The organism is Microbacterium sp. RURRCA19A (assembly GCF_900156455.1).
In the GTDB taxonomy this organism is placed as follows: Bacteria; Actinomycetota; Actinomycetes; order Actinomycetales; family Microbacteriaceae; genus Microbacterium.
In genome coordinates this window covers 214,126-239,496 of record NZ_FTNQ01000002.1, presented here as the reverse complement: position 1 = coordinate 239,496, position 25,371 = coordinate 214,126, and the positions used below count along the sequence as shown (strand labels likewise).

The following is a 25,371-nucleotide window of genomic DNA, read 5'->3' as shown; positions in this document are numbered from 1 at the left end:
CCGAGGGTCGGGCCGCGCGGCATCCCGTGTCAGAGGGCGGTGTAGCCGCCGTCGACGAGGTGGTAGCTGCCGGTGACGAAGCTCGCGGCGTCGCTGGCGAGGAAGGCGATGAGGTGCGCGACCTCGTCGGGCTTGCCGAGGCGGCCGATCGGGTGCTTGCTGACCAGGAACTCCTTGACGTCGTCACCGACGGCGTCGAGAAGCGGGGTGTCGATGAAGCCGGGGCCGACGGAGTTCACGCGGACGCCCTGCGCCGAGTACTCCAGCGCGGCGGTCTTCGTCATGCCGACGACGGCGTGCTTCGCGGCGACGTACGCCGGCGACGTGGCGAAGCCGACGCTGCCGAGGATCGAGGCGATGTTGACGACCGAACCGCCGCCGTTCGCGAGGATCGAGGGGATCTGCGCCTTCATGTTGCGGAACACCGCGTTCAGGTTGATCGCGATGACCTTGTCCCAGGCCTCGTCGGTGTACTCCGCGGTCGGGGCGGCCGCGCCGCCGATGCCGGCGTTGTTGACGCCGATGCGCAGGGGCGCGAGGGTGTTCGCGAGCTCGACCGACGACGCGATCCAGGCGCTGTCGGTGGCGTCGCCGACCGAGGCCTCGGCCGTGCCGCCGGCCGCGCGGATCTCTTCGACGACCTTGTGCGCGTTGTCGGCGTTGAGGTCGTTCACGACCACGGCGGCGCCGTTGTGAGCCAGGAGGAGCGCGGTCGAGCGGCCGATTCCGCTGCCCGCTCCCGTCACGATCGCCGAGCGGTTCGCTACGTCGTACTGGGCCATGGGTGGCCTTCTTCCCGGGCGGGCGCGGTGCCGGGAGATCTTCTCGGACGGTCCGTCCTTGTGCTTCGAGCCTACGCCCGTGCGCGGGTGATGGATGCGCGTGAATGGATATTGGGCGGGGTTCAAAAATGCCCCGCGGCGGGGCAGGACCGGATGCCGCGCGGCCGCGTGACGATTCGGGATGCGGCGACCCGCGCGATGAACTTGGTGGGGAGCGTGGCTACGCTCGGAGGTATGGCTGACGACGTTCGCAACATCCACGACGCGCTGTCGACGATCTCGGAGCACTGGCAGCCGCACCGTCTGACCAGCGTCAACGACTACGACGTCAAGGTCGTCAAGCTGCAGGGGGAATTCGTGTGGCACACGCACCCCGACACCGACGAGCTCTTCCTGGTCATCTCCGGTGAGCTCACCATCCAGCTCCGCGATCGCGACGTCGTTCTCGGCCCGAACGACGTCTTCGTCGTTCCCCGCGGCGTCGAGCACTGCCCGAAAGCCGCGGACGAAGTCCAGGCTCTGCTATTCGAGCCGACGGGCACGATCAACACGGGGGATGCGGGTGGAGAGATGACGTCGGAGTTGCAGGAGCTGGGCTGACCGCGGTCCGGCCACAGCTTCCCTGCTCTCCGCTGTCGGAAACGCGGCGAGATGACACCTGATGTCACGCCTGGCGGCGTTCAGCAGAGCGATCGGCACCACTTTGTCGTGACCATTTCCCGCCGTCCCGGCGGCGTTCTCGCCATGAGACGGGGATTGGTCGTTATGACGCTCGGCGCTGGCGCCTACCTCAGGGATCCGGCAATCCAAGTCACGCGCGATCCCGGCGTGTCTACCTCCTCGAATAGCATCACGCTATGCCCGATGCGCCCGAGCCCGCTGCCAAAGACTCGATCTCGCTCAGGAGCCTCGCACCGAGCTACGACGAGGAGCGACACGGCGTGTACCTGCGCGCGCTCGTGCGTGCGCTCCGTGAGCAGGACGATGTCCGGAACATCGCACTGACCGGCGCCTACGGCACAGGCAAGAGCAGCGTGCTACAGCATCTCGGCGAGCTGGACGAGTTCAAGGACCGTGTGCTGGAGTTGTCGCTCTCGACAGTTGGGGTGGCGGAGGAGCAGCCCGATGGGTCGACGCAGACGAACCCGGCGGCGTGGACGAAGACAAATCTGATCCAGAAGGAGATCGTCAAGCAGATCCTCTATCGGGATGCGCCCGAGCGTACTCGCGGTTCCCGGTTCCGCCGGCTGTCGCGGTTCCGAGTATGGCGGGAAGCGGGCGTCGCGATGGGGCTGGGGGTGTTGGTCCTGGCTGTCCTGTGGCTGTCCGGCCTCGCAGCGCCGCTCTTGACGTTCCTCGGCGATGACCCGGCGTTGGGGTGGGTCGTGCTGGCAGGACTTGGCCTGCTGGCAATTCTGTCGGGAGTGATCTACGCGATCCGGTGGCTCACGCACAATCGGGTCTTCTTGGAGAAGCTCAGCGCCGGGCCCGCGACGGTCTCGCTCGCTGCGACATCGTCCAGCTACTTCGACCAGTACATGGATGAGATCGTGTACTTCTTCGAGCGGAGCGGTCGCGACATTGTCATCTTCGAGGACATCGACCGTTTCGAGGACCCGCATATCTTCGAGACGCTGCGCGCCCTGAACACCCTCCTGAACGGGACGGAGCAGGTCCGTGGGCGCCGACGCATTCGCACGGTGACGAAGACGACGATGACGGAGGCTCAGGCCGACCGTGCGTTTCGGAAGAGCGATTCGCTGCCGGAGGTGAAGTTCATCTATGCGCTGCGCGACAGCGTCTTCGAAAAGCTCGGCGACGACACGGCAACCGATGATTCGGATACGTCCGAGCCGGCGCGCAGTGGCGCGCGAGCGGACGCCGCCGACGATGAGGTACGGCGAGCCAACCGCACCAAGTTCTTCGACATCGTCATCCCGATCGTGCCGTTCATCACCCACCGCAACGCTCGTGACCTGATGCTCGACGCCATGGACGGCACCGAGGTGTCCCCCGACCTCATCAATGTGGTCGCCCGGTTTGTCGCGGACATGCGGCTCATCACCGACATGCGCAACGAGTACGACATCTACGCCGACCGGCTGCTTGGCACGCCGAACCAAATGCCTGGGATCGATGCCGACCGGCTGTTCGCGTTGATCGTCTATAAGTGCGTCCACATGGCCGACTTCGAAGCCATTCGTTTCGGCAGCAGCGACCTTGACCGCCTCCACGATGCGTGGCGCGGCATCGTGAAGGCGGCAGTGGTCACAGCGCAGGCCCGTGAGCGCGCGGCAGCCGAGCAGTTGGCGATCGAGAGGACGCTGGACAACCGGGCGAGACAGCTCGGAGATCGCCTCGAGCTCGTGATGAGGGCCACGCCCGTTGGCCAGCACTACTCCGAGTACGTGCAACTGCGTGTGGGGAACACTCCGCACGAGGGCCCGCAACTGCGATCACCCGCGCTTTGGACCCAGCTGTCCAATGAGCGCCCGGCACTAGCCTTCACCAACCGTCAGACCGGTCATCATATGAGCCTGTCCACCGATCAGCTGCAGACGCTAATGGGAACCCCGATCGACGCAGCGCAGTGGGCGAAGGTGGATCGTGCGGCACAGATCGAGGTCCAGCGCCAGGCCCAGGTTGACATCGCCTTCCTCCGGCACCACGCGTGGAGCGAGATCTGTGAGCGGAGCGAGTTCCAATCCAGTGCTGAAGGCGGAAAGGTGGCCGAGACGTTCGAACAGGCGGTGGCACGGATACTGAAGTCGCGGCTAGCCCGCGCACTCGTGGCGTCTGGCTACCTCAACGAGTACTTCGCACTGTACGTCTCTATCTACTACGGGCAGCACTTGCGCCCGCGGGCCCTCAACTACATCGTGCATGCTCTCGACCGCGGCGCTGCTGACATCCATGCGGAGTTGGACCCCGAGGATGTCGAGGCGATCATCGGAGACAAAGGCACAGACATCTTCCGGGACCGCGCTGCCTACAACATTCGAGTCCTCGATCATCTGTTGGTGAGCCGCCCTGGTGAGGCGGAGATGATCGTTCGGCACGTCGCCGCCTGGGGCCGGGACGACCGCGACTTCGCGGAGGCTTATCTACAGGCCGGCACCTCGCGGGCGCGGTTCGTGCGCATCCTCGCGCGGCTCCTGCCGACAAAGATCGCAGACATCGTCATTGGCGCCCCCGGCGAGGTACTTGGCGAGCTCATCGACGTCGCGCTCGCATCCGCGGGCGCAGAGATTGGCGAGCCGTCGACCGGCGAGTTCGCCGATCTCGTGATCGAGCACTACGCGAAGTTCCCCTCGATCAGCACACCCGCGCCCACCAGCACGAAGGTAATGGTCGTCCCGAAACCAGCAGCCGTGGACGCGATCGCGAAGCTCGGGATCCAGCTGCCCGCGACGGCGCCGTTGAACAGCATCGCCCGGTCGCGCGTCATCGAGCTGGGCGCGTACGAGCTCAACGCGGTCAACATCGAGAACCTGACCGGGCAGCCATCGCTCGCTCTGGACGCCATCCGCGCAAACAGCGAGGCCGTATACGCCGCGGCGCTGGGGCGGATGACCAAGTATCTTGCGATTATCGCCGGCCAGCAGGGTGCTGTTACGGTCGATGATCCTCACCAGTTCCTCCCGGTATTGGCCAGCGCACATGATGCGGCGGTCGCCGACGAAGACCTCCAGCGGATCGTTGAAGCGGCGTCCGCGCACTGCCACGTGGATGCGATCGCCGACGCCCCGGAGGGCGCGTGGCGCGCTCTTGCGGCTACCCGGCGGGTCACGGTTTCCGCCGCGAATCTGCTGGCGTATCTCGACCGCGTCGGCGCGCTCGACGAGAGCATCGGCCTACTCCTCGGTGACGTTGAGGCGGTTGAGCTGCCCGGCGAAGTCGCGGACGCGGAGCGTAACCGACTCGCCGTCGCGATCATCAGCGCACGGCAGGTGATCCCTTCCGCCGTGCACCGTGTGATGCTCGCCGCGAGCCTCGAACTTGCGGAACCGATCCCGCCGGCATCGCTGACGCCCGAGAGAGGTGAGATCGTAGGGCTGATGATCGCGGCAGGTCTGCTGGCGGACGAGGAGGCGACTTTCTCGAGCTCGCTTGTTCCTGATTGGCCGACTCGTGAGGCGGCCCTGATCAGGTCGAGTGACGTGCCCGTATTCATCTCCCCGGCTGTCCTCCCGGAAGCCGACATCCCGGCCTTCCTACGGAGCACCGTCGTCTCGACACGACTGAAGGACGCAGTCCTGTCGAATCTCGCGGTCTTCATCCCCGGGGCGAGCCGTACCTCAATTCGCGCACTCGGCTCGACCGCGGCGGCCTCGGGCACTGACGCGCCCTTCGCCGTGATCGATCAGCTCAGGGCCGCAGGCGCTCCGGACGAGAGCGTCGTGGCACTCCTCGCGGCTTCCACCACGGTTACTCTCGACGAACTGCGGGCGGAGCTGCGCGCGCTCGGCGACCCTTACCCTTCGATCGCCGACCGGGGGTCCGGGCGGCCGCTCGTCCCGGACGACGTAGCCCACCGGAAAGTGCTCGACCGGCTGAAGGCGGCCGGCATCGTCAGCGACCACAAGCCGGAACGCGAACGACGGCGTGTGTCCCTCCGCCGCCAGGCATGAAGCTTCGGTCGATATCCGCTGAAAATTTGGCGGCCATCATTGCCGGGATCCGCCGCACGGAGTCCGGCCGGGAATGGCGCTGTCGGTTCGGCAAGCCGATCTGCCGACGTCACAGGCGGGCCTGCTGCACCGGTAGGTGACGGTTTGTAGTCACGCCGCGAGGGCGAGGTCGGTGCTCATGATTGCTTCGTACTCGATGGGGGTCAATCCGTGGAGTCGTTTCTGGCGGCGGTGGCGTGGGTGGTAGGTGCGTTCGATTCACGTGACGATCGCGATGCGGATTCGCTCCCTCGAATCCCAGGACCGCCGGTTGAGAACGTTCTTTCCGGAGCAGGCTGAAGAACTATTCCATCGCGGCGAAATCGCCTGCCGCGCCGACTCGAACCATCGATCCGAGCATCCCGTAGCGGTGCAGAGTTCGCACGAGCTTCCGGGCACGAAACTGAGATCCTCTGTCGGTGTGGAGCATGCAGCCAGCGACGTTCCCGCGCCGCGCGACGGCGTTCGCGACCACGTCGACCGCGACACGAGCTTTCATCCGGTCGCTGATCGAAGACCCTACGATCCGGTTCGAGAACACGTCTTTGATCGCGCAAAGGTAGAGCGTGCCTTCACCGGTCCTGTGTTCCGTGATGTCGCTGAGCCAGAGCCGGTTCGGCGCATCCGCGGTGAACTCCCGGCGCACGAGATCATCGTGAACCGGTGGGCCGGGACGCCGCCCCTTCCCGCGGCGACGCTTCCCGAATGCGGACCACCAGCCGTTGTCGCGACAAATCCGCCACGCCGTCCGCTCCGCCACGACCTCACCCGCGTCGCGGGCCTCATCCAGAAGGAATCGGTGGCCGAACGCGGGATCGTCGCAGTGCGCGTTCGCACGATAAGCCCCGACGAGTTCGGCATCCGTGATCGGGTTCGCCAGCCACCGGTAGTAGGGCTGGCGAGTCAGCTTGAGCACACGGCACGTCACCGCAACGGGAACACCGTCAGCGGCGAGCTCGGTCACGAGCGGGTAGAGCCTTTTCCCGGCAGGTTCGTCTGAGACAGATACGCCGCCGCCCGCCGCAGCACCTCGACCTCTTGCTCCAGTAACCGGATCCGCTTCCGCGCCTCCCGCAGCTCGGCACCCTCGGACCGCGTTACACCGGGCTTCGCGCCCTCCTCGACCGCGGCACGTCGCATCCGTTGCGTGAGGGTCATCGGATGGACACCGAAGCCAGCCGCGATCTGCTTGAGCGTCACACCGGGCTAGCGACTCCTGGCGACACGCACAACGTCGTCACGGAACTCGCTCGGATAGGGCTTGGGCACAATGCCATCCTTCCAGGGCACCCTCCCGGGCAACCCAACTCAGATGTCACCTACCAGTGCAGCAGACCCGATCCGTGCCCGAAGGTGGTCGCTACCGGCTGCGCCCACAGCTTTTCGACCTGTCCGCTGAACTCCAACCAGAGGACCTCCCAGCGCTCTTCCTGAGACTCGTACCACACGTGTGTCCCGGCCGGTTGCCGGAATATAGGTTGGACGTGAATCTGAAGCGGACGCCTTTCGACTTACGCAAGGGCTGAGGATCGATCGTCACCCAGTGTCGATCGCCGAGATCCCGTCCGACGACAGCCCATCCGTGGCCGGACTTCTGATGCGCGCGGTCGTCCGGACGCGAGATTCAATGAAGCTCAGTCGACGATGTGCGGCGTCGGGGGACGATCTGCGAGGTCCAGCTGCTGAGAGCACTCGCATCACCTCTCGCAAGCGAAGTCGCTGTCTGACGTTGGGAGGACGATGGGCCGATCGGAGCCCCAACACTCGGCGTGTCGTGTCACTCGATGTCATTCGACCGCCCGCCTACGTCACACATGGCCGGTTTGTGTCACCCGAACGCGTTCCTGACATCTCTGTCTTGCGCCGGAGCGCCGTGACCGCTAACTTGCAACCAAATGGTTGAACGAATCACACCCACCGACGCCGACATCGACCGCGTGTTCCACGCGCTGGCCGATGCGACTCGGCGTGACATCGTCCGGCGCACGCTCGTCGCCGAGCAGTCGGTGTCGGCGCTCGCCGCGGGATACGCGATGTCGTTCGCGGCGGTCTCGAAGCACATCGGCGTGCTCGTCGAGGCCGGACTCGTCCGCAAGCGCGCCGAGGGGAGGGAGCGTCTCGTGAGTGCCGAACCCGAGGCCATCGCCCGCGTGCAGCGGCTCCTCCGCTCGTACGAAGACCTCTGGCGAGGACGCATCGACCGCCTCGACGCCCTCCTCGCCGAAGACCCGGATGCCACGGCATCCCCCCGACCGAACTGAGAAACGAAGGAGTCCCTCATGCCCGTCACCTCCGTCGAGACCGACGCCGAAGCGCTCACCCTGACCCTTGTCGCCGACTTCCCGGTCGGGCCCGAACGGCTGTGGGCGGTGTTCACCGACCCGCGCCAGCTCGAGCGGGTGTGGGGTCCTCCCGGGTGGCCGTCGACCTTCGACACGTTCGACTTCGCCCCCGGCGGTCGCGCGAAGTACCGCATGACGTCGCCGACCGGCGAGAGCGCCAATGGCACCTGGGAGTTCCTCTCGATCGACCCGCCGCGGGGGTACGAGGTCATCGACTCCTTCGCCGACGACGACGGCGAACCCCTCGAGACGATGCCGGCGATGCGCATGGCGCTGACGTTCGCGGCGACCCCCGAGGGCTCCCGGCTCACCAGCGTGTCGCGTTTCGCGTCGGCCGAGGCGCTCGAGCAGGTCGTGGCGATGGGTGTCGTCGAGGGCTCGACCCTCGCGATGAACCAGCTCGACATCGTGTTGCAGGACCTCCGCGCCTACGCGCAGGGCAAGGGCACGCAGCTCGAGGTGCTGAGCGATCAGCACGTGCGCATCACGCGGCTCATCGACGGCCCGCGCGACCTGGTGTGGCGCGCCCACACCGACCCCGAGCTGATGAAGCGCTGGCTGCTCGGCCCCGACGGGTGGCGCATGACGGAGTGCGAGATCGGCGACACCGTCGGCGCGGCCTACCGCACCGCGTGGGCCCCCGAACCCGGCACCGAGGGCGAGGCGTTCGGCTTCGACGGCGAGGTTCTCTACATCGAGGCACCGCGCCGCGTCGTGCAGACCGAGCACATGACCGGCACCGACTTCCCCTCCACGACGAACGATCTGTCCCTCTACGAAGAGGACGGCGCGACGCTCCTCACGCTGCTGATCGAGTACCCGGATGCCGCGACCCGCGACATGGTCCTCGCCACCGGCATGGTCGACGGCATGGAGACGAGCTACGCGCGCCTGGAGCGCGAGCTCGTCGGATGACAAAGGGATGCCGCGGCCTCGACGCCGCGGCATCCCCCTCGTCGGTCAGGCCGCGATGTACCCGTTCGGGTTCAGCACGTACTTGCGCGGCGCGCCCTTGTCGAAGTCGGCGTAGCCCTGGGGAGCCTCGTCGAGGCTGATCGGCGTCGCGTTGACCGCCTTCGCGATCTGCACCTTGTCGTGCAAGATCGCCATCATCAGCTGCCGGTTGTACTTCATCACCGGGCACTGGCCCGTGGTGAACGACAGCGACTTGGCCCAGCCGAGACCCAACCGCAGCGACAGCGAACCGACCTTGGCCGCCTCGTCGACACCGCCCGGGTCGCCGGTGACGTACAGACCCGGGATGCCGAGGGCACCACCTGCCGCCGTCACCTGGAACAGCGAGTTCAGCACCGTCGCCGGTGCCTCGTGTCCGGCATCGGCACCGTGGCCGCGGGCCTCGAAGCCGACCGCGTCCACCGCGGCATCCACTTCGGGCACACCGAGGATCTGCTCGATCTGCTCTCCCGGATCGCCCTTCGACACGTCGACGCTCTCGAAGCCCAGCGACCGCACCTGCGCGAGCCGCTCGGCGTTGAGGTCGCCGACGAGCACCGCCGCGGCACCCAGCAGCTGCGCGCCGACCGCCGCGGCGATGCCCACCGGTCCGGCACCGGCGATGTACACCGTCGATCCGGGGCGGACGCCCGCGGTGTACGCGCCGTGGAAGCCTGTGGGGAAGATGTCGGACAGCATCGTCAGGTCCAGGATCTTCTCCAGCGCCTGGTCGCGGTCGGGGAACACCAGCAGGTTCCAATCGGCGTACGGCACGAGGACGTACTCGGCCTGACCACCGACCCAGCCGCCCATGTCGACGTAGCCGTAGGCGCTTCCGGGGCGGTCGGGGTTCACGTTCAGGCAGATGCCGGTCTTGCCCTCCTTGCAGTTCCGGCAGCGGCCGCAAGCGATGTTGAACGGGACCGAGACGATGTCGCCGACCTTGACGAACTCGACATCGGGTCCGACCTCGACGACCTCGCCGGTGATCTCGTGCCCGAGCACGAGCCCCGCGGGTGCGGTGGTGCGACCGCGCACCATGTGCTGGTCGGAGCCGCAGATGTTCGTCGACACCGTGCGCAGAATCGCGCCGTGCGGCACCTTGCGGCCGACGTTGGCCGGGTTGACCCCCGGTCCGTCCTTCAGCTCGAACTCCGGATAGTCGGTGTCGACGACCTCGACGACCCCGGGCTCCTTGTATGCGACTGCTCTGTTCCCTGACATCTTCGTCCTCTCCGGCCGGTCGCCCGACCGATCGTGTCGTGCAGGCAGGGTCCGTAGACCCCCCGCCGCGCGGCATCCGGTGGGGATGTGCCGACGCGGCGGATGCCTCCACGAAACGACGACGGGAGGGGAGGGGCAAGGCGGGTGCGCGTTCGCGCTCCGAGGCGTAGGGTGGGGCGTCGCCCGGGGCAGCCCACCGCGTCGGGTGGGGTCCGTCGCGGGCCGACCGCGTCAGGCCGGCGCCGGGGCCGCCCGCCGCACCAGCTCGCGGATCTTCTGCTCCACCTCGGGCGTGACCTCGATCACCGCGTACGACACCGACCACATCGGGCCGTCGTCGAGCTGCGCGGAGTCGTCGAAGCTCACCGTGCCGTAGCGCGTCTTGAACTTCGAGGCCGGCTGGTAGAACACCACGACCTTGCCCTCCTTCGCGTAGGCCGGGAAGCCGTAGTAGGTCTTCGGGGTGAGGTGGGATGCCTCTTCGAGAACGATCATGTGGAGACGCTCCGCGACCGCGCGGTCGACGTCCTCGAGCTTGTCGATCGCCTCGAGGCAGGCCTCGTTCTCCTTCTCGAGTTTCGCCGCACCCTTCAGACCGTTCATGGCCTTGAGCTCCTCGGCACGCTGCTTCATCGCCGCGCGTTCTTCGTCGCTGAATCCTGCCGCCATGGCATCCGTCCTTCCGTGGGTCTGCCCGCAGACTAGCGCCGCCCGCCGCGTTCGCTCAGCGATTCGCGCAACCTCAGTCCACGGGGTCGGGATGCCGCTGAGCTGGTGCCGATCGCTGAGGTTGTGCCGGGCGGCCGGGCGGCTCAGGCCTGCCGCAGCCCCTCTTCGAGCGCCACCCACGCGAGCATCGCGCACTTCACGCGCGCGGTGTACTTCGAGACGCCGGAGAGTGCCGCGGCATCGCCGAACGTCTCCTCGTCGAGAGGGATCTGCCCGCGCGAACGCAGGGCCTCGCGGAACTTCGCGATCAGGGCCTCGGCGTCGGTCGTCGGCATCCCGTCGTCCCCGCCGTCCTCTTCGAGCAACGCCACCAGCATCGACGCGGAGGCCTGCGAGATCGAGCAGCCCGCACCTTGCCAGCTGATGGATGCCACGCGGTCGCCGTCGACGTCGACCCGCAGCGTGATCTCGTCGCCGCAGATCGGATTGCGCTGATGCACGGTGGCGCTGTGCGCTCCGGGGTCTGCCAGTCCGAAACCGCGACGGTTCTTCGAGTGGTCGAGGATCAGGTCCTGGTAGAGGGATTCCAGACCGCTCATGCGTTCACCCCGAAGAAGCCGCGGACGCCGGACACGGCATCCAGGAACGTGTCGACCTCGTCGGTCGTGGTGTGGACCGCAGCGCTCGCGCGCACCGACGCGGTCAGGCCGAAACGGCGGTGCAGCGGCTGCGCGCAGTGGTGTCCCACGCGGACGGCGACGCCGCGGCTGTCGAGGAACTGCCCCACGTCGTGCGCGTGGACCCCCTCGACGTCGAAGGCCTGCAGGGCGACGCGCTCGGCGGCATCCGTGTCTCCGAGCAGACGGATGCCATTGATCGAGCGCAGTCCCTCGCGGAGGCGCTTCTCGAGGGCGGCCTCGTGCGCGTGCGCGGCGTCGCGGTCGAGCGCGCCGAACCAGCGCACGGCGGCGGCGAGTCCGATCGCCTGCGACACCGGCTGCGTCCCCGCCTCGAACCGCTGCGGCGGCGGGAGGAACTCGGCCTTCTCCAGCGTCACGGTCGTGATCATCGAACCGCCGGTCGTGAACGGCGGGAGCGACTCGAGCACGTCCTCGCGGCCCCACAGTCCGCCGATCGCGTAGGGGCCGAAGATCTTGTGGCCGGAGAAGACGGCCAGGTCGACGCCGGATGCGGGCAGGTCCAGCACGAGGTGGGGCGCCGACTGGCACGCGTCGAGCACGGTCAGCGCGCCGACGCCCTTCGCGAGGGCGACGAGTTCGGCGACCGGGTTCACGATGCCGAGGACGTTCGAGACGTGCGGGAACGCGACGACCTTCGTGCGGGCGCCGATGAGGTCGGCGGCCGCGACCATGTCGAGCGTTCCGTCGTCGTGCACCGGGATGGGGCGCAGTCGCGCGCCGGTGCGGGCCGCGAGCTCCTGCCACGGGATGAGGTTCGCGTGGTGCTCCGACTCGGTGACCACGATCTCGTCGCCCTCGCGGAGGCGCCCCGCATAGCCGAGCGAGCCGGCCACGAGGTTGAGCCCCGCGGTCGCGCCCGAGGTCCACACGAGCTGCTCGGGCGTCCCGCCGACGAACTCGGCGACGGCGGCACGGGCGTCCTCGAACAGTTCCGTCGCTTCGGCGGCGAGCGTATGCGCGCCCCGGTGGACCGCGGAGTTCGAGGTCTCGAGGAAGTAGCGCTCGGCATCCAGGACGACGCGTGGCTTCTGGCTCGTCGCGCCGGAGTCGAGGTAGACGAGGGGCCGCCCGTCGATCTCGGTGCCGAGGATCGGGAACTCGGCGCGCACGGCGGCCACGTCGAAGGGGAGGGTCACGGTTCTAGGCTACGCGGCGGCGGGTGGGTGGGGGCTGGGCCGCCCGGCGGAGCCGCCGGCGTCGGCGGGCGTGGGCGGGGCGAGCCGCGAGACTGCACGCTGCGGACGAAACCGGCGCAGGCTGCAGTGGGGATGTCGGGCGGATGCAGTCTCGTGGTGCCGGGGGCCGGTTCCGCCGCCGCGGCACCGTGAGGAACCGGCCCGGGCCCGCACGGGAAACGTCAGCGGGGCGGAAGCGGCCCTGTGCCCGGCGTAGACCGGATGCCATGACCCTCACCGCTCTCCTCCCCACCCTCCGCGCGAGCATCCCCGCGCCGTTCGACGCGACGGCGTGGCCCGCCGGTTCCGCACCGACGCTCGACGACGTCACCGTCCGCGCCATGTCCGTCGCCCGGTACGCCGACATCTGCGGCACGCCGTGCGTCTGCACGGGCCCGGCGGTGATCCCGGCGTCGGGAGGGGTGGCATCCACGGTCCTGTCGACGACCGTCGTGGTGGCGACCGTCGTGGATGCCGGGCCCGGAACGCTCCGGCTCGACGCCTGTGCCGCAGGGCTCGACGCGGTGTGGAAGGAGGCGCGTCTGCTCGGGCGGGTGTCGCACGCGTACGACGAGCGGTTCGCCGTCGTCGATGCGGCGGGGCGTCCGGTCGGGAGCGTCACGCTGCCGGGCGATATGCGCGTGGGGGATCGCGTCGCGTTCCCCTGCCCCGGATGCCGCACGGTCGGCGAGGTCCGCTGATGCTCCTCCACTCGATCGTCTACGCCTGCCGCTGCGCCCGGGTGCAGGCGGAGTTCGAGGCCGCGGAGGCGGCGGATCCCGACCCGTGCGTCGTCTCCGACCGTTGACTTCGGGCTTGTGTACGCCGGGATCGTGGTTTTGCGTGCGTTTGTGCCAAGTCAGCGGGGAGCGGCCGCGGCGGGCGGCCCCGCGTGCCGCGTGTGGTCGCTGACTTCGGGCTTGTGTACGCCGGGCCCTTGGTCTTGCGCGCGTTTGTGCCAAGTCAGCGGGGGAGGGGGAGGGACCCGCCGCGGACCGCCCCGCGGCTACAGCACCAGTCGGTACCCCATGCCCTGCTCGGTCAGCAGGTGCGCGGGCGCGGAGGGCTCGGCCTCGAGCTTCTTCCGCAGTTGCGACATGTACAGGCGGAGGTACCCGCTGTCGGCGACCTGCTCGCTGGCCCAGATCTCCTTCAGCAGCGTCTGCCGCGTCACGAGCGAGCCGGGGTTGCGGGCGAGGAACTCCAGCATCCGCCACTCCGTCGGGGTGAGATGCACGCGGGTGCCGGCGCGGGTGACGGCCTTCGCGGCGAGGTCGACCTCGACGTCGGCGAACCGCACCACCGACTCACCGCTCGACGGCACCGACCGCCGCGCGTGCACGCGCAGCCGAGCGAGCAGCTCGTCGATCTGGAACGGCTTCGTGACGTAGTCGTCGGCTCCGGCATCCAGTGCTTCGACCTTGTCTGCGGAACCGGTGCGGCCGGACACCACGATGATCGGCGCGGTCGTCCACCCGCGCAGCGCCTGGATCACCTGCACGCCGTCGAGGTGCGGCATCCCCAGGTCGAGCAGCACGATGTCGGGGTGCGCTTGGGCGGCGAGCGTGATGGCCGCCGCCCCGTCGGCCGCGGCGACGACGTCGTATCCGTGCGCGGCGAGGGTGATCCGCAGCGCCCGCACGAGCTGCGGGTCGTCGTCGGCGATGAGGACCTTCATCGGTTCTCCGTTCGGGGGAGGGATGCCGGGGACTCGGGGCCGGCGGACGGCAGCACCACCGGAAGCGAGACGACCATCGTCAGCCCGCCGCCCGGGGTGTCCTCGGGGGTGAGGGTTCCGCCCATGCCCTCCGCGAAGCCGCGTGAGAGCGCCAGGCCGAGTCCGAGGCCGACCGTGTTGTCGGTGTCGCCGAGCCGCTGGAACGGCGCGAACATGTCGCCCCGACGCTCGGGGGCGACCCCGGGGCCGTGATCGATCACGCGGATCTCGGCGACGCCACCGAGCCGGCTCGTCGCGACGCGGGCGCGCCCTCCGGAAGGCGTGAACCGGACGGCGTTGCTCAGCACGTTCACGATCACCCGCTGCAGCAGCACCGGGTCGGCCCGCAACAGCGGCAGGTCGGGGTCCAGTGCCAGCTCGACGTCGTCGGGACCGAGGCCGAGCTCGTCGAGCGCCGCGAGCACGACGCCCGCCGAATCCACCGGCGCCAGCGATACCGCGAGCACTCCGGCCTGGACGCGGCTGACGTCCAGCAGGTCGGTGACGAGCACCGAGAGGGTGGCCAGGCTCTCGTCCGCGGTCTCCAGAAGCTCGCGGCGATCGTCGGGCGAAAGGTGGTCGCCGGCGGCGCGCAGGCCCCCGAGGGCGGCGACGGCGGCGGCGAGCGGCCGGCGCAGGTCGTGGCTCACGGCCGAGAGCAGGGCGCTGCGCACCTGATCGGTCGCCGCGAGCACACCCGCCTCGGCCGCGGTCTCGGCTAGATCGGTGCGTTCCAGGGCGGCGGCGAGCTGCGCGACGATGACGTCGAGGAGGCGGCGCTCCGTGGCATCCAGGTCTCTGCCGTGCAGTTCGAGGCGCGCGCGCCCGTCGCCCACGGGCACGTCGATGAGCCGGCCGTCACGCACCGGCTCTCCGTCGGTGGCGAGGACGGACCCGTCGGATGCCACGAGCCGCACCCCCGCGAGTCCGAACGCCTCGCGGGCGCGGGTGACCAGCGCCGGTACCGCGCTCTCTCCGCGCAGGACGCTGCCGGCCACCGTGGCGAGCATCTCGGATTCGGCGGCGGCCCGGCGCGCTGCACGGGCGCGGCGGGCGGCCTGGTCGACGACGACGCTGACGAGCATCGCGATGACCACGTACAGCACCAGGGCGATCGCGTGGATCGGGTCGGCGATGGTGACCGTGTACAGCGGCTGGATGAACAGGAAGTCCAGCGTCAGGCCCGACAGCACCGCGGCGAACACGGCGGGCCAGATGCCGCCGATGAGGGCCACGACGACCACGAGCAACTGGTAGGCGAGCACGTCGGTGGTGATCGATTCGTCGGTGCCCGTGGCGATCAGCAGCCACGACAGCAGCGGACCGCCTGCGAGCGCCGTGACGAAGCCGAGGATGCGCCGCTTCGCGCTCAGCGCCGGACCGGTGAGGCGGGGGAGGGCGAAGCGCCCGCCCGCGCGGGCGTGGTTGACGATGTGCACGTCGATGTCGCCGGAGAGGCGGATGACGGTCGCGCCGATGCCGGGGCCGGTCAGGGCCGCACCGAGGCGCCCGCGGCGGCTGACGCCGATGACGAGCTGCGACGCGTTCACCGAACGCGCGAAGTCGACGAGCGCGGCGGCGACGTCGTCGCCCACGACCTGGTGATACGTTCCGCCGAGCGACTCGACGAGCGCGCGCTGCACGGCGAGGGCGCCGGGTTCTTCGGCCCGCAGGCCGTCCTGTGTCGACACGTGCACGGCGAGCAGCTCGCCGCCCGCCGAACGCGCGGCGATGCGGGCGCCCCGGCGGAGCAGCGTCTCGCCCTCGGCGCCACCGGTGAGGGCGACGACGACGCGTTCGCGCGCCTGCCACGAGCCCTCGATGCCCTGCTCGACGCGGTAGCGCTGCAGCGCGGAGTCGACCTCGTCGGCGAGCCAGAGCAGCGCGAGCTCGCGGAGTGCGGTGAGGTTGCCGAGGCGGAAGTAGTTCGACAGGGCCGCGTCGATCCGTTCGGCCGGATAGACGAACCCGGATGCCAGCCGGTCGCGCAGCGACTGGGGCGCGAGGTCGACGACCTCGATCTGATCTGCTGAGCGGACGACGGCATCCGGCACCGTCTCGCGCTGCACGACGCCCGTGATCTTCTCGACGACGTCGCCGAGCGAAGCGATGTGCTGCACGTTGACCGTGGTGATCACGTCGATGCCGGCATCGAGCAGTGCCTCGACATCCTGCCACCGTTTCTCGTTCGCGGAGCCGGGGGCATTGGTGTGCGCGAGCTCGTCGACGAGGGCGATCTGCGGATGCCGCGAGAGCACGGCATCCAGGTCCATCTCGTCGAGGTCCACGCCCCGGTGCGCGGTGACTCTGCGCGGGACGACCTCGAGGCCGTCCGCCTGCGCGGCGGTGGCGGCGCGGCCGTGCGTCTCGACGATCGCGATGACGACGTCGCGTCCCTCCGCGGCGAGACGGCGGCCCTCCTCGAGCATCTCGTACGTCTTGCCGACGCCCGGCGCCGCGCCGAGCAGTACGCGCAGGTGTCCGCGCTTCACGTGGGGCTCCCGGAGTGCTGTGGCTTCAGTGTCCAAGACACGCCGGCGCGCCGTGCGGCTGTCCGCGTGTTGCGGACACTCGACCTGGGTGCGGCGCCGGACTCTGCAGCGGCGTTGCTGTGCTGCTCAGATCCCAGTGTCCAAGACACGCCGTTGCGGCGGCGGGCGATCGGCGTGTTCTGGACACTCAACCTGGGTGCGGCACCGGCCACGCTTACGGCACCGGCCCCCGCCACGGCCGCGGACGCGCCGCACCGCCGCCGCCCGCGAGGGGCGACGGCGGCGGGAGGACGCGTGCGCATGTCAGCGATTCTCGCGCGTCATCGGGCGTCCAGCGCACGATTGAGCTCGAGCACGTTCACCCGGGGCTCGCCGAGGAAGCCCAGGTCGCGCCCGCGGGTGTTCGCCGCCACGAGCGCCTGGACGTCGGCGACCGGGAGGCCCCGGGCCTCGGCGACCCGCGCGACCTGGCGTTCGGCGTTGGCGACCGAGATGTCGGGGTCGAGGCCCGAGGCCGAGGCGGTGAGCGCGTCGGCGGGGACCGTCCCCGCGCCGTCGAGCTCGACGGCGGCGGTGCGGCGCTCCTCGATCGCGGCGATGAGGTCCTCGTTCTCCGGGCCCCAGTTCGACCCGCTGGACGCGGCCGAGTCGTAGCCGTCGCCGGCGGCCGAGGGACGCGACTGGAAGTACTCCGGCAGCGCGTTGCCGTCGGCATCCTGGAACGACTGCCCGATGAGCGAGGAGCCGACCACGCCGCCGTCGGCGGAGCGGACGAGCGAGCCGTTGGCCTGCGCCGGGAGGGCGAGCTGGCCGATCCCGGTGATCAGCAGCATGTAGCCGATGCCCAGGAGAACGGTGAAGACGAGCATCGCGCGGACGGCGACGCCGGTGGTACGCAGGGTGGTGCGCATGTCGGGGCCTTTCAGAAACCCGGGAGCAGGCTCACGACGAGGTCGATGAGCTTGATGCCGATGAAGGGGACGAGGATGCCGCCGAGCCCGTACACGAGCAGGTTGCGGCTGAGGATGCTCGACGCGCTCGCGGCGCGGTACTTCACTCCGCGCAGGGCGAGGGGGATGAGCACGATGATGACGATCGCGTTGAAGATGATCGCGCTGAGCACCGCGGAGGCCGGCGACGACAGCTGCATGATGTTCAGCACGGCGAGGCCCGGGAACACGCCCATGAACATCGCCGGGATGATCGCGAAGTACTTCGCGATGTCGTTGGCGAGGGAGAACGTCGTGAGCGCGCCGCGGGTGATGAGCAGCTGCTTGCCGATGCGCACGATGTCGATGAGCTTCGTCGGGTCGGAATCGAGGTCGACCATGTTGCCGGCCTCCTTCGCGGCCGACGTGCCGGTGTTCATCGCGACGCCGACGTCGGCCTGCGCGAGCGCCGGGGCGTCATTGGTGCCGTCACCGGTCATGGCGACGAGGTTGCCGCCCTCCTGTTCGCGGCGGATGAGGGCGAGTTTGTCCTCAGGCGTGGCCTCGGCGAGGTAGTCGTCCACGCCGGCCTCGGCGGCGATCGCCTTGGCCGTGAGCGGGTTGTCGCCCGTGATCATGACGGTGCGGATGCCCATGGCCCGCAGCTCCCCGAACCGCTCGCGGAGGCCTTCCTTCACGACGTCCTTGAGGTGGATGACGCCGAGCACGCGGCCCGCGCCGCCCGCCAGTGTCGCGACCACCAGCGGCGTGCCGCCGGACTGGGCGATGGCATCCGTCTGGGTCTGCAGCTGCGCGCGCAGGTCTTCGGGGACCGGGCTCCCGGATGCCGCGAGCCAGGCGATCACGGCGGATCCGGCGCCCTTGCGCACCTGGGTCCCGTCCGCGAGGTCGAGGCCGCTCATGCGGGTCTGGGCCGTGAACGGGACGGGCTCGGCGCCGCGGGGCATCTCGGCCACCACTCCCTGCGCGGCGGCGAGCTCGACGACCGAGACGCCCTCCGGCGTCGGGTCGGCCTGCGACGACATCGAGGCGTACTCGGCGAGCTCGGGGCCGCCGACGCCCTTCATGGGCACGAACGCCGAAGCCCGGCGGTTGCCGTAGGTGATGGTTCCGGTCTTGTCGAGCAGCAGCGTCGTGACGTCGCCCGCGGCCTCGACGGCCCGGCCCGACATCGCCAGGACGTTGCGCTGCACGAGACGGTCCATGCCCGCGATGCCGATGGCGCTGAGAAGCGCGCCGATGGTCGTCGGAATGAGGCACACCAGCAGTGCGACGAGCACGGGGATCGAGACGGGGGATGCCGCGTAGGAGGCGATCGGGTTCAGCACGAGCACGACCACGACGAACACGATCGACAGGCTCGCCAGCAGGATGTTCAGCGCGATCTCGTTGGGCGTGCGCTGGCGCGACGCTCCCTCGACCAGCGCGATCATGCGATCCACGAACGTCTCGCCCGGCTTGGACGTGATGCGCACCACGATGCGGTCGCTCAGCACGCGCGTGCCGCCGGTCACGGCGCTGCGGTCGCCGCCGGACTCGCGCACGACCGGTGCCGACTCGCCCGTGATCGCGGACTCGTCGACGGTCGCGATGCCCGCGACGATGTCGCCGTCACCGGGGATCAGCTGCCCCGCCTCGACGAGCACGACATCTCCGACCTTCAGGTCGCCCGACTGCACCTCCTCGACGGCGGCGGTGGATGCCAGGGCGTCCGCCTTCGCGTCGTAGGAGACCACGCGACGGGCGGTGGTCGTCGTGCGGGTCTTGCGCAGCGTTGCGGCCTGCGCCTTGCCGCGGCCCTCGGCGACGGACTCCGCGACGTTCGCGAAGAACACCGTGAGCCACAGCCAGATCGCGATGCCCCACGTGAAGCCGAACGGGAGGGAGGCGTCACCGCCGCCGAGGAACGGCTCGGTGAGCGCGATGAGGGTCGTCAGCGCCGCCCCCACCCACACGAGGAACATGACGGGGTTGCGCCACTGCGACGCGGGGTTGAGCTTCTTCGCCGCTCCCGGGAGCGCGGCGACGATCTGCGCGGCGCTGAACGCGCGGCGCGGTGCCGGAGTCGGGGCCTCGGCGGGAGCCGGGGCGTGCGTGAGCGTGGACATGGTCAGACGAGTCCTTCGGCCAGGGGTCCCAAGGTGAGGACCGGGAAGTAGGTGAGGGCGGTGACGATCACCGCGACACCGGCGAGGAGGCCGGCGAACTGCGGGCGGTGCGTCGGCAGGGTTCCGGCGGTGGCGGGCACGGCATCCTGGGCCGCGAGCGAACCGGCCAGGGCCAGCACGAACACGATCGGCAGGAAGCGTCCGAGGAGCATCGCGACGCCCAGCGCGGTGTTGAACCACGGGGTGTTCGCGGTGAGTCCCGCGAACGCCGAACCGTTGTTGTTCGCCGCCGACGTGAAGGCGTAGAGCACTTCGCTCAGGCCGTGGACGCCCGGGTTCCAGATCGACGTCGACTCGACATCGTCGCGGATGCCGGGGATCGCGAAGCTCAGGGCGGTGCCGGCCAGCACGAGCGTCGGCGTGACGAGGATGTACAGGCTCGCGAGCTTGATCTCGCGCGGCCCGATCTTCTTGCCGAGGTACTCGGGCGTCCGGCCGATGAGCAGGCCGCCGACGAACACCGCGATCACGGCGAGGATCAGCATGCCGTACAGGCCCGAACCGACGCCGCCGGGCGCGATCTCGCCGAGCATCATGTTGATCATCGGCATCATGCCGCCGAGCGCGGTGTAGCTGTCGTGCATCGAGTTGACCGCACCGGTGGAGGTGAGCGTGCTCGTCGTGCCGAACAGAGTCGAGCCGAAGATGCCGAATCGCACCTCCTTGCCCTCCATTGCACCGCCCGCGAGCTGCGGGGCGGTGCCCGCACCGGCGAGCTCGGCCCACGTGAGGAGGGCCGCGGATGCCACGAAGATCGCGGCCATGACCCCGAGGATCGTGTAGCCCTGGCGGTCGTCGCCGACGATGCGGCCGAACGCGCGGGGAAGCGAGAAGGGGATCACGAGCATCAGGAAGATCTCGAACAGGTTCGTCCAGGGCGCGGGGTTCTCGAACGGGTGCGCCGAGTTGACGTTGAAGAACCCGCCGCCGTTGGTGCCGAGGAGCTTGATCGCCTCCTGGGATGCCACCGGCCCGCCGGGGATCGACTGGGCCGCGCCCGCGAGGGTCGTGGCATCCGTGAATCCGCTCAGGTTCTGGATCACGCCGCCGGCGAGGAGGACCACCGCGGCCACGATCGAGAAGGGCAGCAGCAGCCGGTAGGTGCCGCGGACGAGGTCGACCCAGAAGTTGCCGATGACGCCGCTGCGGCGGTACGCGAAGCCGCGGACCAGGGTCACCGCGACGGCGATGCCGACCGCGGCGGAGACGAAGTTCTGCACCGTGAGCGCGGCGAACTGCACCGTGTAGCCGAGCGTCGTCTCGCCCGAGTACGACTGCCAGTTCGTGTTGGTCACGAACGACACCGCGGTGTTGAACGACAGGGCTTCCCCGGGGGATTCGAGGCCGAGCGAGAACGGCAGCACCGCCTGTAGGCGCATGATCGCGTAGACGAAGACCACGCCGACGGCCGAGAACAGCAGCACCGACCGCAGGTAGGCCTGCCACGTCTGCGCGCCGCGGGGGTCGACGCCGATGGCCCGGTAGGTGACCCGTTCGACGGCCAGATCGCGCTGGCCGGTGTAGATGCGGGCGATGTAGTCGCCGAGGGGACGGTAGGCCAAGCCCAGGGCGACGATGAGCGTGAGGCTGGTCAGGACGATGGACCAGATCATTCCGGCATCCATCAGAACTTCTCCGGGTGCACGAGCGCGATCACGAGGTAGACCACGGCGGCGATCGCGAGGACGGCGGCGAGGATGCTCATGCCGAGTCGCCCCCTCGTCCGGGGGCGGCCGGCGGCTGTGCGCCGCGTCCGGGGGTGCGCGCGGAGGGAGCGCCGGGCTGCGGGCCCAGCTTCTCGACCCCCTGCGCGATGAGCGCGACCAGCGCGAAGAGCGCCAGGATCGCGACGAGGTAGACGACATCGAGCACGATGACTCCAGGTTCGGGTTCTTCCGCGCGACTGCTGTGGCGCGGGCACCGCACAGCGGCACGTGTGTCGATGCAACTCCTCCCCGCGCCGCGTTCGTGCGGCCCTAACGCTTTCCCTACGGCCCGTCCGCGGACGCATACGGGGCGCTTACGCGGGTGCTACTCGCTCTTGCTAAGTACCAGTACTCAGTGTTACTTTGTAGCGGTAGTCAATGGTGAGGAGTACCGCATGGGCAGACACGACACCGAGATGCTCAAGGGAGTGCTCGAGGGCGTCGTCCTCGCCGTCCTGGCGCGGCGACCGGCCTACGGGTACGAGATCACCGCCGACCTCCGCGACCGCGGCTTCACCGACCTCGCGGAGGGCACGGTGTACGCGATCCTCGTCCGCATCGAGCAGCGGGACCTCGTCGACGTCGAGAAGGTGGCATCCGAGAAGGGGCCGCCGCGCAAGGTCTTCACCCTCAACGACACGGGGCGGGCGCAGCTCGCCGAATTCTGGACCACCTGGGGTGTGCTCGCCGATCGGCTCGAGCATCTCCGCGACGAAGGGAAATGACATGGCCTGGTACGAGAAGATCATCGGCGACCTGGGCGCCAAGAAGCAGTGGCGCGAGTACCGGCGCCGCCTGGACGCCCTCCCCGCCCCCTACCGGCAGGCGGGCCGCGCCCTCGAGCGGTACGTGCTCAACCTCGGGCCGACGGACGACAGCAACGCCCTCATCCGCATGGTGACCGACCTCGCCGATCTGCTCGAGCAGGCCGCCGCCGCGGGGACGCCCATCCGCGACCTGACGGGTACCGAACCGTCGGCGTTCGCCGAGGAGTTCATGGCGAACTACGGCGACGGCAGCTGGATCGGGCGCGAGCGCGCACGTCTCGCCCGCGCCATCGACGAGGCGGCCCGCACCCAGGGCTGATCCCGCTCGCACACGCCCTCCGGACCCGGCTGGCCGGAGGCGATGGCTTCGTGCGCCCTCCGGCCGGACCACCGCGAGAGGAAGAACATGCCCATCACCGATACCGGTCCCGCCGTCCGCGTCCGGAACCTCACCAAGTCCTACGGCGACGTCAAGGTGCTCGACGGCCTCGACCTCGACGTCGAGCGCGGCACCGTCGTCGCCCTCCTCGGCGCCAACGGCGCCGGGAAGACGACCGCCGTCCGCATCCTGTCGACCCTGCTGCGCGCCGACCGCGGGACTGCGACGGTCGACGGAGCCGACGTGGCCACCCAGGCCGCGCGCGTCCGGGCGTCCATCAGTCTGACGGGCCAGTTCGCCGCCGTCGACGAGGTCCTCACCGGCCGCGAGAACCTCACGCTCGTCGCCCGCCTGCGACACGTGCCCGACCCGACGCGTGTCGCCGACGAGCTCCTCGCGCGGTTCTCGCTGACGGATGCCGCCGGCCGCGCGGCATCCACGTATTCCGGCGGCATGCGCCGACGCCTCGACATCGCGATGAGCCTCGTCGGCGAGCCCGCCGTGATCTTCCTGGACGAGCCGACGACGGGACTCGACCCGCAGGCCCGCCGGGAGGTGTGGGATGCCGTGCGCTCGCTCGCCGCGTCGGGCACCACCGTGCTGCTCACGACCCAGTACCTCGACGAAGCCGAGCACCTGGCCGACCGCATCGCGATCCTCCACGGTGGACGCATCATCGCGGAGGGGACGCTCGCCGAGCTCCGGGCCCTGTTCCCGCCGACGACCGTCGAGTACGTGGAGAAGCAGCCGACCCTCGAGGAGATCTTCCTCGCCATCGTCGGCGCGACCGACCCGATCGACACGGAGGAATCATGACCACGCACGCGCTTTCGGACACTGCGGTCCTCACCGGCCGCTCGCTGCGGCACATCCTCCGCAGCCCCGACACGATCGTCACGACCGCCGTCATGCCGGTGGCCATCATGCTGCTGTTCGTCTTCGTCCTGGGCGGTGCCGTCGACACCGGCGGCACCGCGTACGTGGACTTCCTGCTGCCCGGCATCCTGCTCATCACCGTGGCATCCGGAATCGCGTACACCGCGTACCGGGTCTTCCTGGACGTCCGCGGCGGGATCGTGGACCGCCTCCGGTCGATGCCGATCGCGCCGGCGAGCGTCCTGTGGGGCCACGTCCTCACTTCGCTGCTGGCCAACGCGGTGTCGCTCGCGCTGGTCGTCGGGGTGGCGCTGCTCGTGGGCTTCCGCTCGGGCGCCTCGGTCGGGGAGTGGCTCGGCGTGGTCGGCATCCTGATGGCCTACACGCTCACCCTCACGTGGGTGGCGGTCGTCGCCGGGCTCGCGGCGAAGACCATCGACGGCGCGAGCGCCTTCAGCTACCCGCTCATCTTCCTGCCGTTCGTCAGTTCGGCGTTCGCGCCGACCGACACCATGCCGGGTCCGGTGCGCTGGTTCGCCGAGAACCAGCCCGTGACGTCCCTCGTGGATGCCATCCGCGCGCTGCTCGCGCAGCAGCCCGTCGGCGCGAGCGTGTGGATCGCACTGGCCTGGTGTGCGGGGATCCTCGCGGTCGCGTGGGTGGCCGCGGTGGCGCTGTTCCGGCGCTCCTGAATCTGCGGAGACCGCGCATGATGGAGCCATGCCTTCCTCCGCCGGATCCGACGTGCGCGTCAGCGCGAGCCTGGTGATCCCGGCGGCGGAACTGTCGTGGCGGTTCTCACGCTCGTCCGGCCCGGGCGGTCAGGGCGTGAACACCGCCGATTCCCGCGTGGAGCTGATCTGGGATGCCGCGCGCTCGGCCGTGCTGTCGCGGGTGCAGCGCGAGCGGGTCATGGATCGTCTGGAGAGCCGGCTCGTCGACGGGGTGTTGGCCATCGCCGCGTCGGAGCACCGCAACCAGCTGCGCAACCGCGACGCCGCGCGCGCCCGTCTCGCCGCGCTGGTGGCCGAGGCCGTGCGTCCGCCCGCGCCCCCGCGTCGTGCGACCCGGCCGACCCGCGGATCGAAGGAGCGGCGTCTGCAGGCGAAGCAGCGCCGGACCGACGTGAAGCGCCTGCGGCAGCGGCCTGCCGACTGACGCCGACCGCGTCGACGAGCGTCCGAGAAACGCCGTACGGGCGGTCTTCCCGGCGGCGTGTTCTGGACACTCGACCGGTCAGCGGGCGCGCCGTCAGTTCGACGCGTCGCCCTCGGCGCGACGGCGACGCACCTGCTCCTCGAGATCCGCCAGATACATCTCGCGCTCGAGGTCGGCGATCTGCTGCTCGGTCGTGCGCGCGCTCGGGGCGGCCGGTGCCGGCTCGGCGTCCCGTTGCCACTGCCGGGGGTCGCCGAACGTCAGCGGCTCGCGCCGCTGCTCCCACTCGCGACCGATCGCGAACCACAGGATCGACCCGATCAGCGGCAGCAGCACGATGAAGAACACCCACGCGAACTTCGGCAGGTGCTTGACCTGGTCGTCGCGGCGGGTGATGGCGTCGATCAGCGCGACCACCATCACGGCGAGGGTGAGTACGGCGAGGATCGGCATGGCATCCACCCTGCCGGAGGCATCGGCAGGCGGCAAGGTTTCCGTGGCGTGAGCCGCCCCGCGCCGCCGAGAACGCGGGATGCCGAGACTGCACCCGCATGACGACCCCACTGCAGCGTGCAGTGGGCTCGTCAGGTAGATGCAGCCCCGGTGATCCCGGGAGTCCCGGTGCGGCCCGCACCCTCCGC

General features: G+C 69.7%; 24 protein-coding genes and 1 pseudogene. 10 read left to right on the top strand and 15 right to left on the bottom strand.

From position 1 onward, the window contains the following. Positions 1–29 precede the first annotated feature (29 nt). Positions 30–782 (bottom strand): SDR family NAD(P)-dependent oxidoreductase, encoded by a 753-nt coding sequence (locus BW982_RS09060; protein ID WP_076492464.1) that lies wholly within the window; start codon positions 780–782, stop codon positions 30–32. A 234-nt stretch (positions 783–1,016) separates the two neighbouring features. On the opposite strand from BW982_RS09060, the gene BW982_RS09055 reads away from it, so the two are divergent. Together BW982_RS09055 and BW982_RS09050 are read left to right on the top strand one after the other, a co-directional pair. Continuing rightward, the gene (locus tag BW982_RS09055; RefSeq protein WP_076492461.1) at positions 1,017–1,382 is read left to right on the top strand and encodes a cupin domain-containing protein; all 366 of its coding nucleotides are present in this window, start codon (positions 1,017–1,019) and stop codon (positions 1,380–1,382) included. A gap of 257 nt (positions 1,383–1,639) precedes the next feature. Further along, positions 1,640–5,413 carry a YobI family P-loop NTPase gene (locus BW982_RS09050; RefSeq protein WP_076492458.1) on the top strand — a complete coding sequence of 1,258 codons (3,774 nt, stop codon included), beginning with the start codon at positions 1,640–1,642 and terminating at the stop codon, positions 5,411–5,413. 150 nt (positions 5,414–5,563) lie between these two features. Here BW982_RS09050 and BW982_RS09045 read toward each other — a convergent pair. Continuing rightward, positions 5,564–6,721: pseudogene (locus BW982_RS09045) on the bottom strand (IS3 family transposase). 50 nt (positions 6,722–6,771) lie between these two features. Then, positions 6,772–6,900 (bottom strand): hypothetical protein, encoded by a 129-nt coding sequence (locus BW982_RS18590; protein WP_303046678.1) that lies wholly within the window; start codon positions 6,898–6,900, stop codon positions 6,772–6,774. A 447-nt stretch (positions 6,901–7,347) separates the two neighbouring features. Between BW982_RS18590 and BW982_RS09035 the strand changes: the two genes are divergently transcribed. Both BW982_RS09035 and BW982_RS09030 read left to right on the top strand, forming a co-directional pair. After that, positions 7,348–7,713, top strand: a complete 366-nt coding sequence (locus tag BW982_RS09035; RefSeq protein WP_076492455.1) for an ArsR/SmtB family transcription factor — start codon at positions 7,348–7,350, stop codon at positions 7,711–7,713. 18 nt (positions 7,714–7,731) lie between these two features. Then, positions 7,732–8,709, top strand: coding sequence for an SRPBCC family protein (locus BW982_RS09030; protein WP_076492453.1), 978 nt, complete (start codon positions 7,732–7,734; stop codon positions 8,707–8,709). Positions 8,710–8,754: 45 nt separating this feature from the next. Here BW982_RS09030 and fdhA read toward each other — a convergent pair whose 3' ends face one another. The 4 genes from fdhA to BW982_RS09010 all read right to left on the bottom strand — a co-directional run bounded on the left by fdhA (position 8,755) and on the right by BW982_RS09010 (position 12,478). After that, positions 8,755–9,972, bottom strand: coding sequence for a formaldehyde dehydrogenase, glutathione-independent (gene fdhA, locus BW982_RS09025; RefSeq protein ID WP_076492450.1), 1,218 nt, complete (start codon positions 9,970–9,972; stop codon positions 8,755–8,757). 231 nt (positions 9,973–10,203) lie between these two features. Beyond that, positions 10,204–10,641 carry a hypothetical protein gene (locus tag BW982_RS09020; protein ID WP_076492448.1) on the bottom strand — a complete coding sequence of 146 codons (438 nt, stop codon included), beginning with the start codon at positions 10,639–10,641 and terminating at the stop codon, positions 10,204–10,206. Between the two features lie 143 nt (positions 10,642–10,784). After that, positions 10,785–11,240 carry a Fe-S cluster assembly sulfur transfer protein SufU gene (gene sufU, locus BW982_RS09015; protein WP_076492445.1) on the bottom strand — a complete coding sequence of 152 codons (456 nt, stop codon included), beginning with the start codon at positions 11,238–11,240 and terminating at the stop codon, positions 10,785–10,787. Then, complete coding sequence (locus BW982_RS09010) at positions 11,237–12,478, bottom strand: aminotransferase class V-fold PLP-dependent enzyme (RefSeq protein ID WP_076492443.1); 1,242 nt, start codon at positions 12,476–12,478, stop codon at positions 11,237–11,239. The genes sufU and BW982_RS09010 overlap by 4 nt, the downstream gene beginning before the upstream one ends. 266 nt (positions 12,479–12,744) lie before the next feature. On the opposite strand from BW982_RS09010, the gene BW982_RS09005 reads away from it, so the two are divergent. Continuing rightward, entirely contained in the window at positions 12,745–13,218 is a 474-nt protein-coding gene (locus tag BW982_RS09005) for a hypothetical protein (RefSeq protein WP_076492441.1), read from the top strand. A gap of 305 nt (positions 13,219–13,523) precedes the next feature. Here the strand turns inward: BW982_RS09005 and BW982_RS09000 are convergent, their stop codons facing one another. From BW982_RS09000 to BW982_RS18510, 7 genes are all read right to left on the bottom strand, one after another. Beyond that, positions 13,524–14,195, bottom strand: a complete 672-nt coding sequence (locus tag BW982_RS09000; protein WP_076492438.1) for a response regulator — start codon at positions 14,193–14,195, stop codon at positions 13,524–13,526. Beyond that, positions 14,192–16,726: a DUF4118 domain-containing protein gene (locus BW982_RS08995; protein WP_076492436.1), complete on the bottom strand. Its 2,535-nt coding sequence runs from the start codon at positions 16,724–16,726 to the stop codon at positions 14,192–14,194. Before BW982_RS08995 ends, BW982_RS09000 begins: the two co-directional genes overlap by 4 nt. A gap of 320 nt (positions 16,727–17,046) precedes the next feature. After that, a complete protein-coding gene (gene kdpC, locus BW982_RS08990; RefSeq protein ID WP_076492433.1) occupies positions 17,047–17,637 on the bottom strand; it encodes a K(+)-transporting ATPase subunit C in 591 nt (196 codons plus the stop codon). A gap of 11 nt (positions 17,638–17,648) precedes the next feature. Then, the gene (gene kdpB / locus BW982_RS08985; protein ID WP_076492430.1) at positions 17,649–19,784 is read right to left on the bottom strand and encodes a potassium-transporting ATPase subunit KdpB; all 2,136 of its coding nucleotides are present in this window, start codon (positions 19,782–19,784) and stop codon (positions 17,649–17,651) included. Between the two features lie 2 nt (positions 19,785–19,786). Beyond that, a complete protein-coding gene (gene kdpA, locus BW982_RS08980) occupies positions 19,787–21,457 on the bottom strand; it encodes a potassium-transporting ATPase subunit KdpA (protein WP_175611070.1) in 1,671 nt (556 codons plus the stop codon). Positions 21,458–21,468: 11 nt separating this feature from the next. Continuing rightward, on the bottom strand, positions 21,469–21,549 hold the full coding sequence (locus BW982_RS18650; protein WP_076492425.1) for a potassium-transporting ATPase subunit F: 81 nt from the start codon (positions 21,547–21,549) through the stop codon (positions 21,469–21,471). Then, a complete protein-coding gene (locus BW982_RS18510) occupies positions 21,546–21,716 on the bottom strand; it encodes a hypothetical protein (protein ID WP_175611064.1) in 171 nt (56 codons plus the stop codon). Before BW982_RS18510 ends, BW982_RS18650 begins: the two co-directional genes overlap by 4 nt. A gap of 229 nt (positions 21,717–21,945) precedes the next feature. Here BW982_RS18510 and BW982_RS08970 point away from each other — a divergent pair, with 229 nt between their 5' ends. The 5 genes from BW982_RS08970 (at position 21,946) to arfB (ending at position 24,730) form a co-directional block, all read left to right on the top strand. Beyond that, entirely contained in the window at positions 21,946–22,275 is a 330-nt protein-coding gene (locus tag BW982_RS08970; RefSeq protein WP_076492422.1) for a PadR family transcriptional regulator, read from the top strand. A 1-nt stretch (position 22,276) separates the two neighbouring features. After that, a complete protein-coding gene (locus BW982_RS08965) occupies positions 22,277–22,636 on the top strand; it encodes a DUF1048 domain-containing protein (protein ID WP_076492419.1) in 360 nt (119 codons plus the stop codon). Between the two features lie 87 nt (positions 22,637–22,723). Beyond that, positions 22,724–23,512, top strand: coding sequence for an ABC transporter ATP-binding protein (locus BW982_RS08960; RefSeq protein WP_076492417.1), 789 nt, complete (start codon positions 22,724–22,726; stop codon positions 23,510–23,512). Then, a complete protein-coding gene (locus tag BW982_RS08955) occupies positions 23,509–24,264 on the top strand; it encodes an ABC transporter permease (protein WP_076492415.1) in 756 nt (251 codons plus the stop codon). Before BW982_RS08960 ends, BW982_RS08955 begins: the two co-directional genes overlap by 4 nt. A 28-nt stretch (positions 24,265–24,292) precedes the next feature. Beyond that, entirely contained in the window at positions 24,293–24,730 is a 438-nt protein-coding gene (gene arfB / locus BW982_RS08950) for an alternative ribosome rescue aminoacyl-tRNA hydrolase ArfB (RefSeq protein ID WP_076492413.1), read from the top strand. 93 nt (positions 24,731–24,823) lie between these two features. Here the strand turns inward: arfB and BW982_RS08945 are convergent, their stop codons facing one another. Beyond that, positions 24,824–25,183: a PLD nuclease N-terminal domain-containing protein gene (locus BW982_RS08945; RefSeq protein ID WP_076492410.1), complete on the bottom strand. Its 360-nt coding sequence runs from the start codon at positions 25,181–25,183 to the stop codon at positions 24,824–24,826. Positions 25,184–25,371 lie beyond the last annotated feature (188 nt).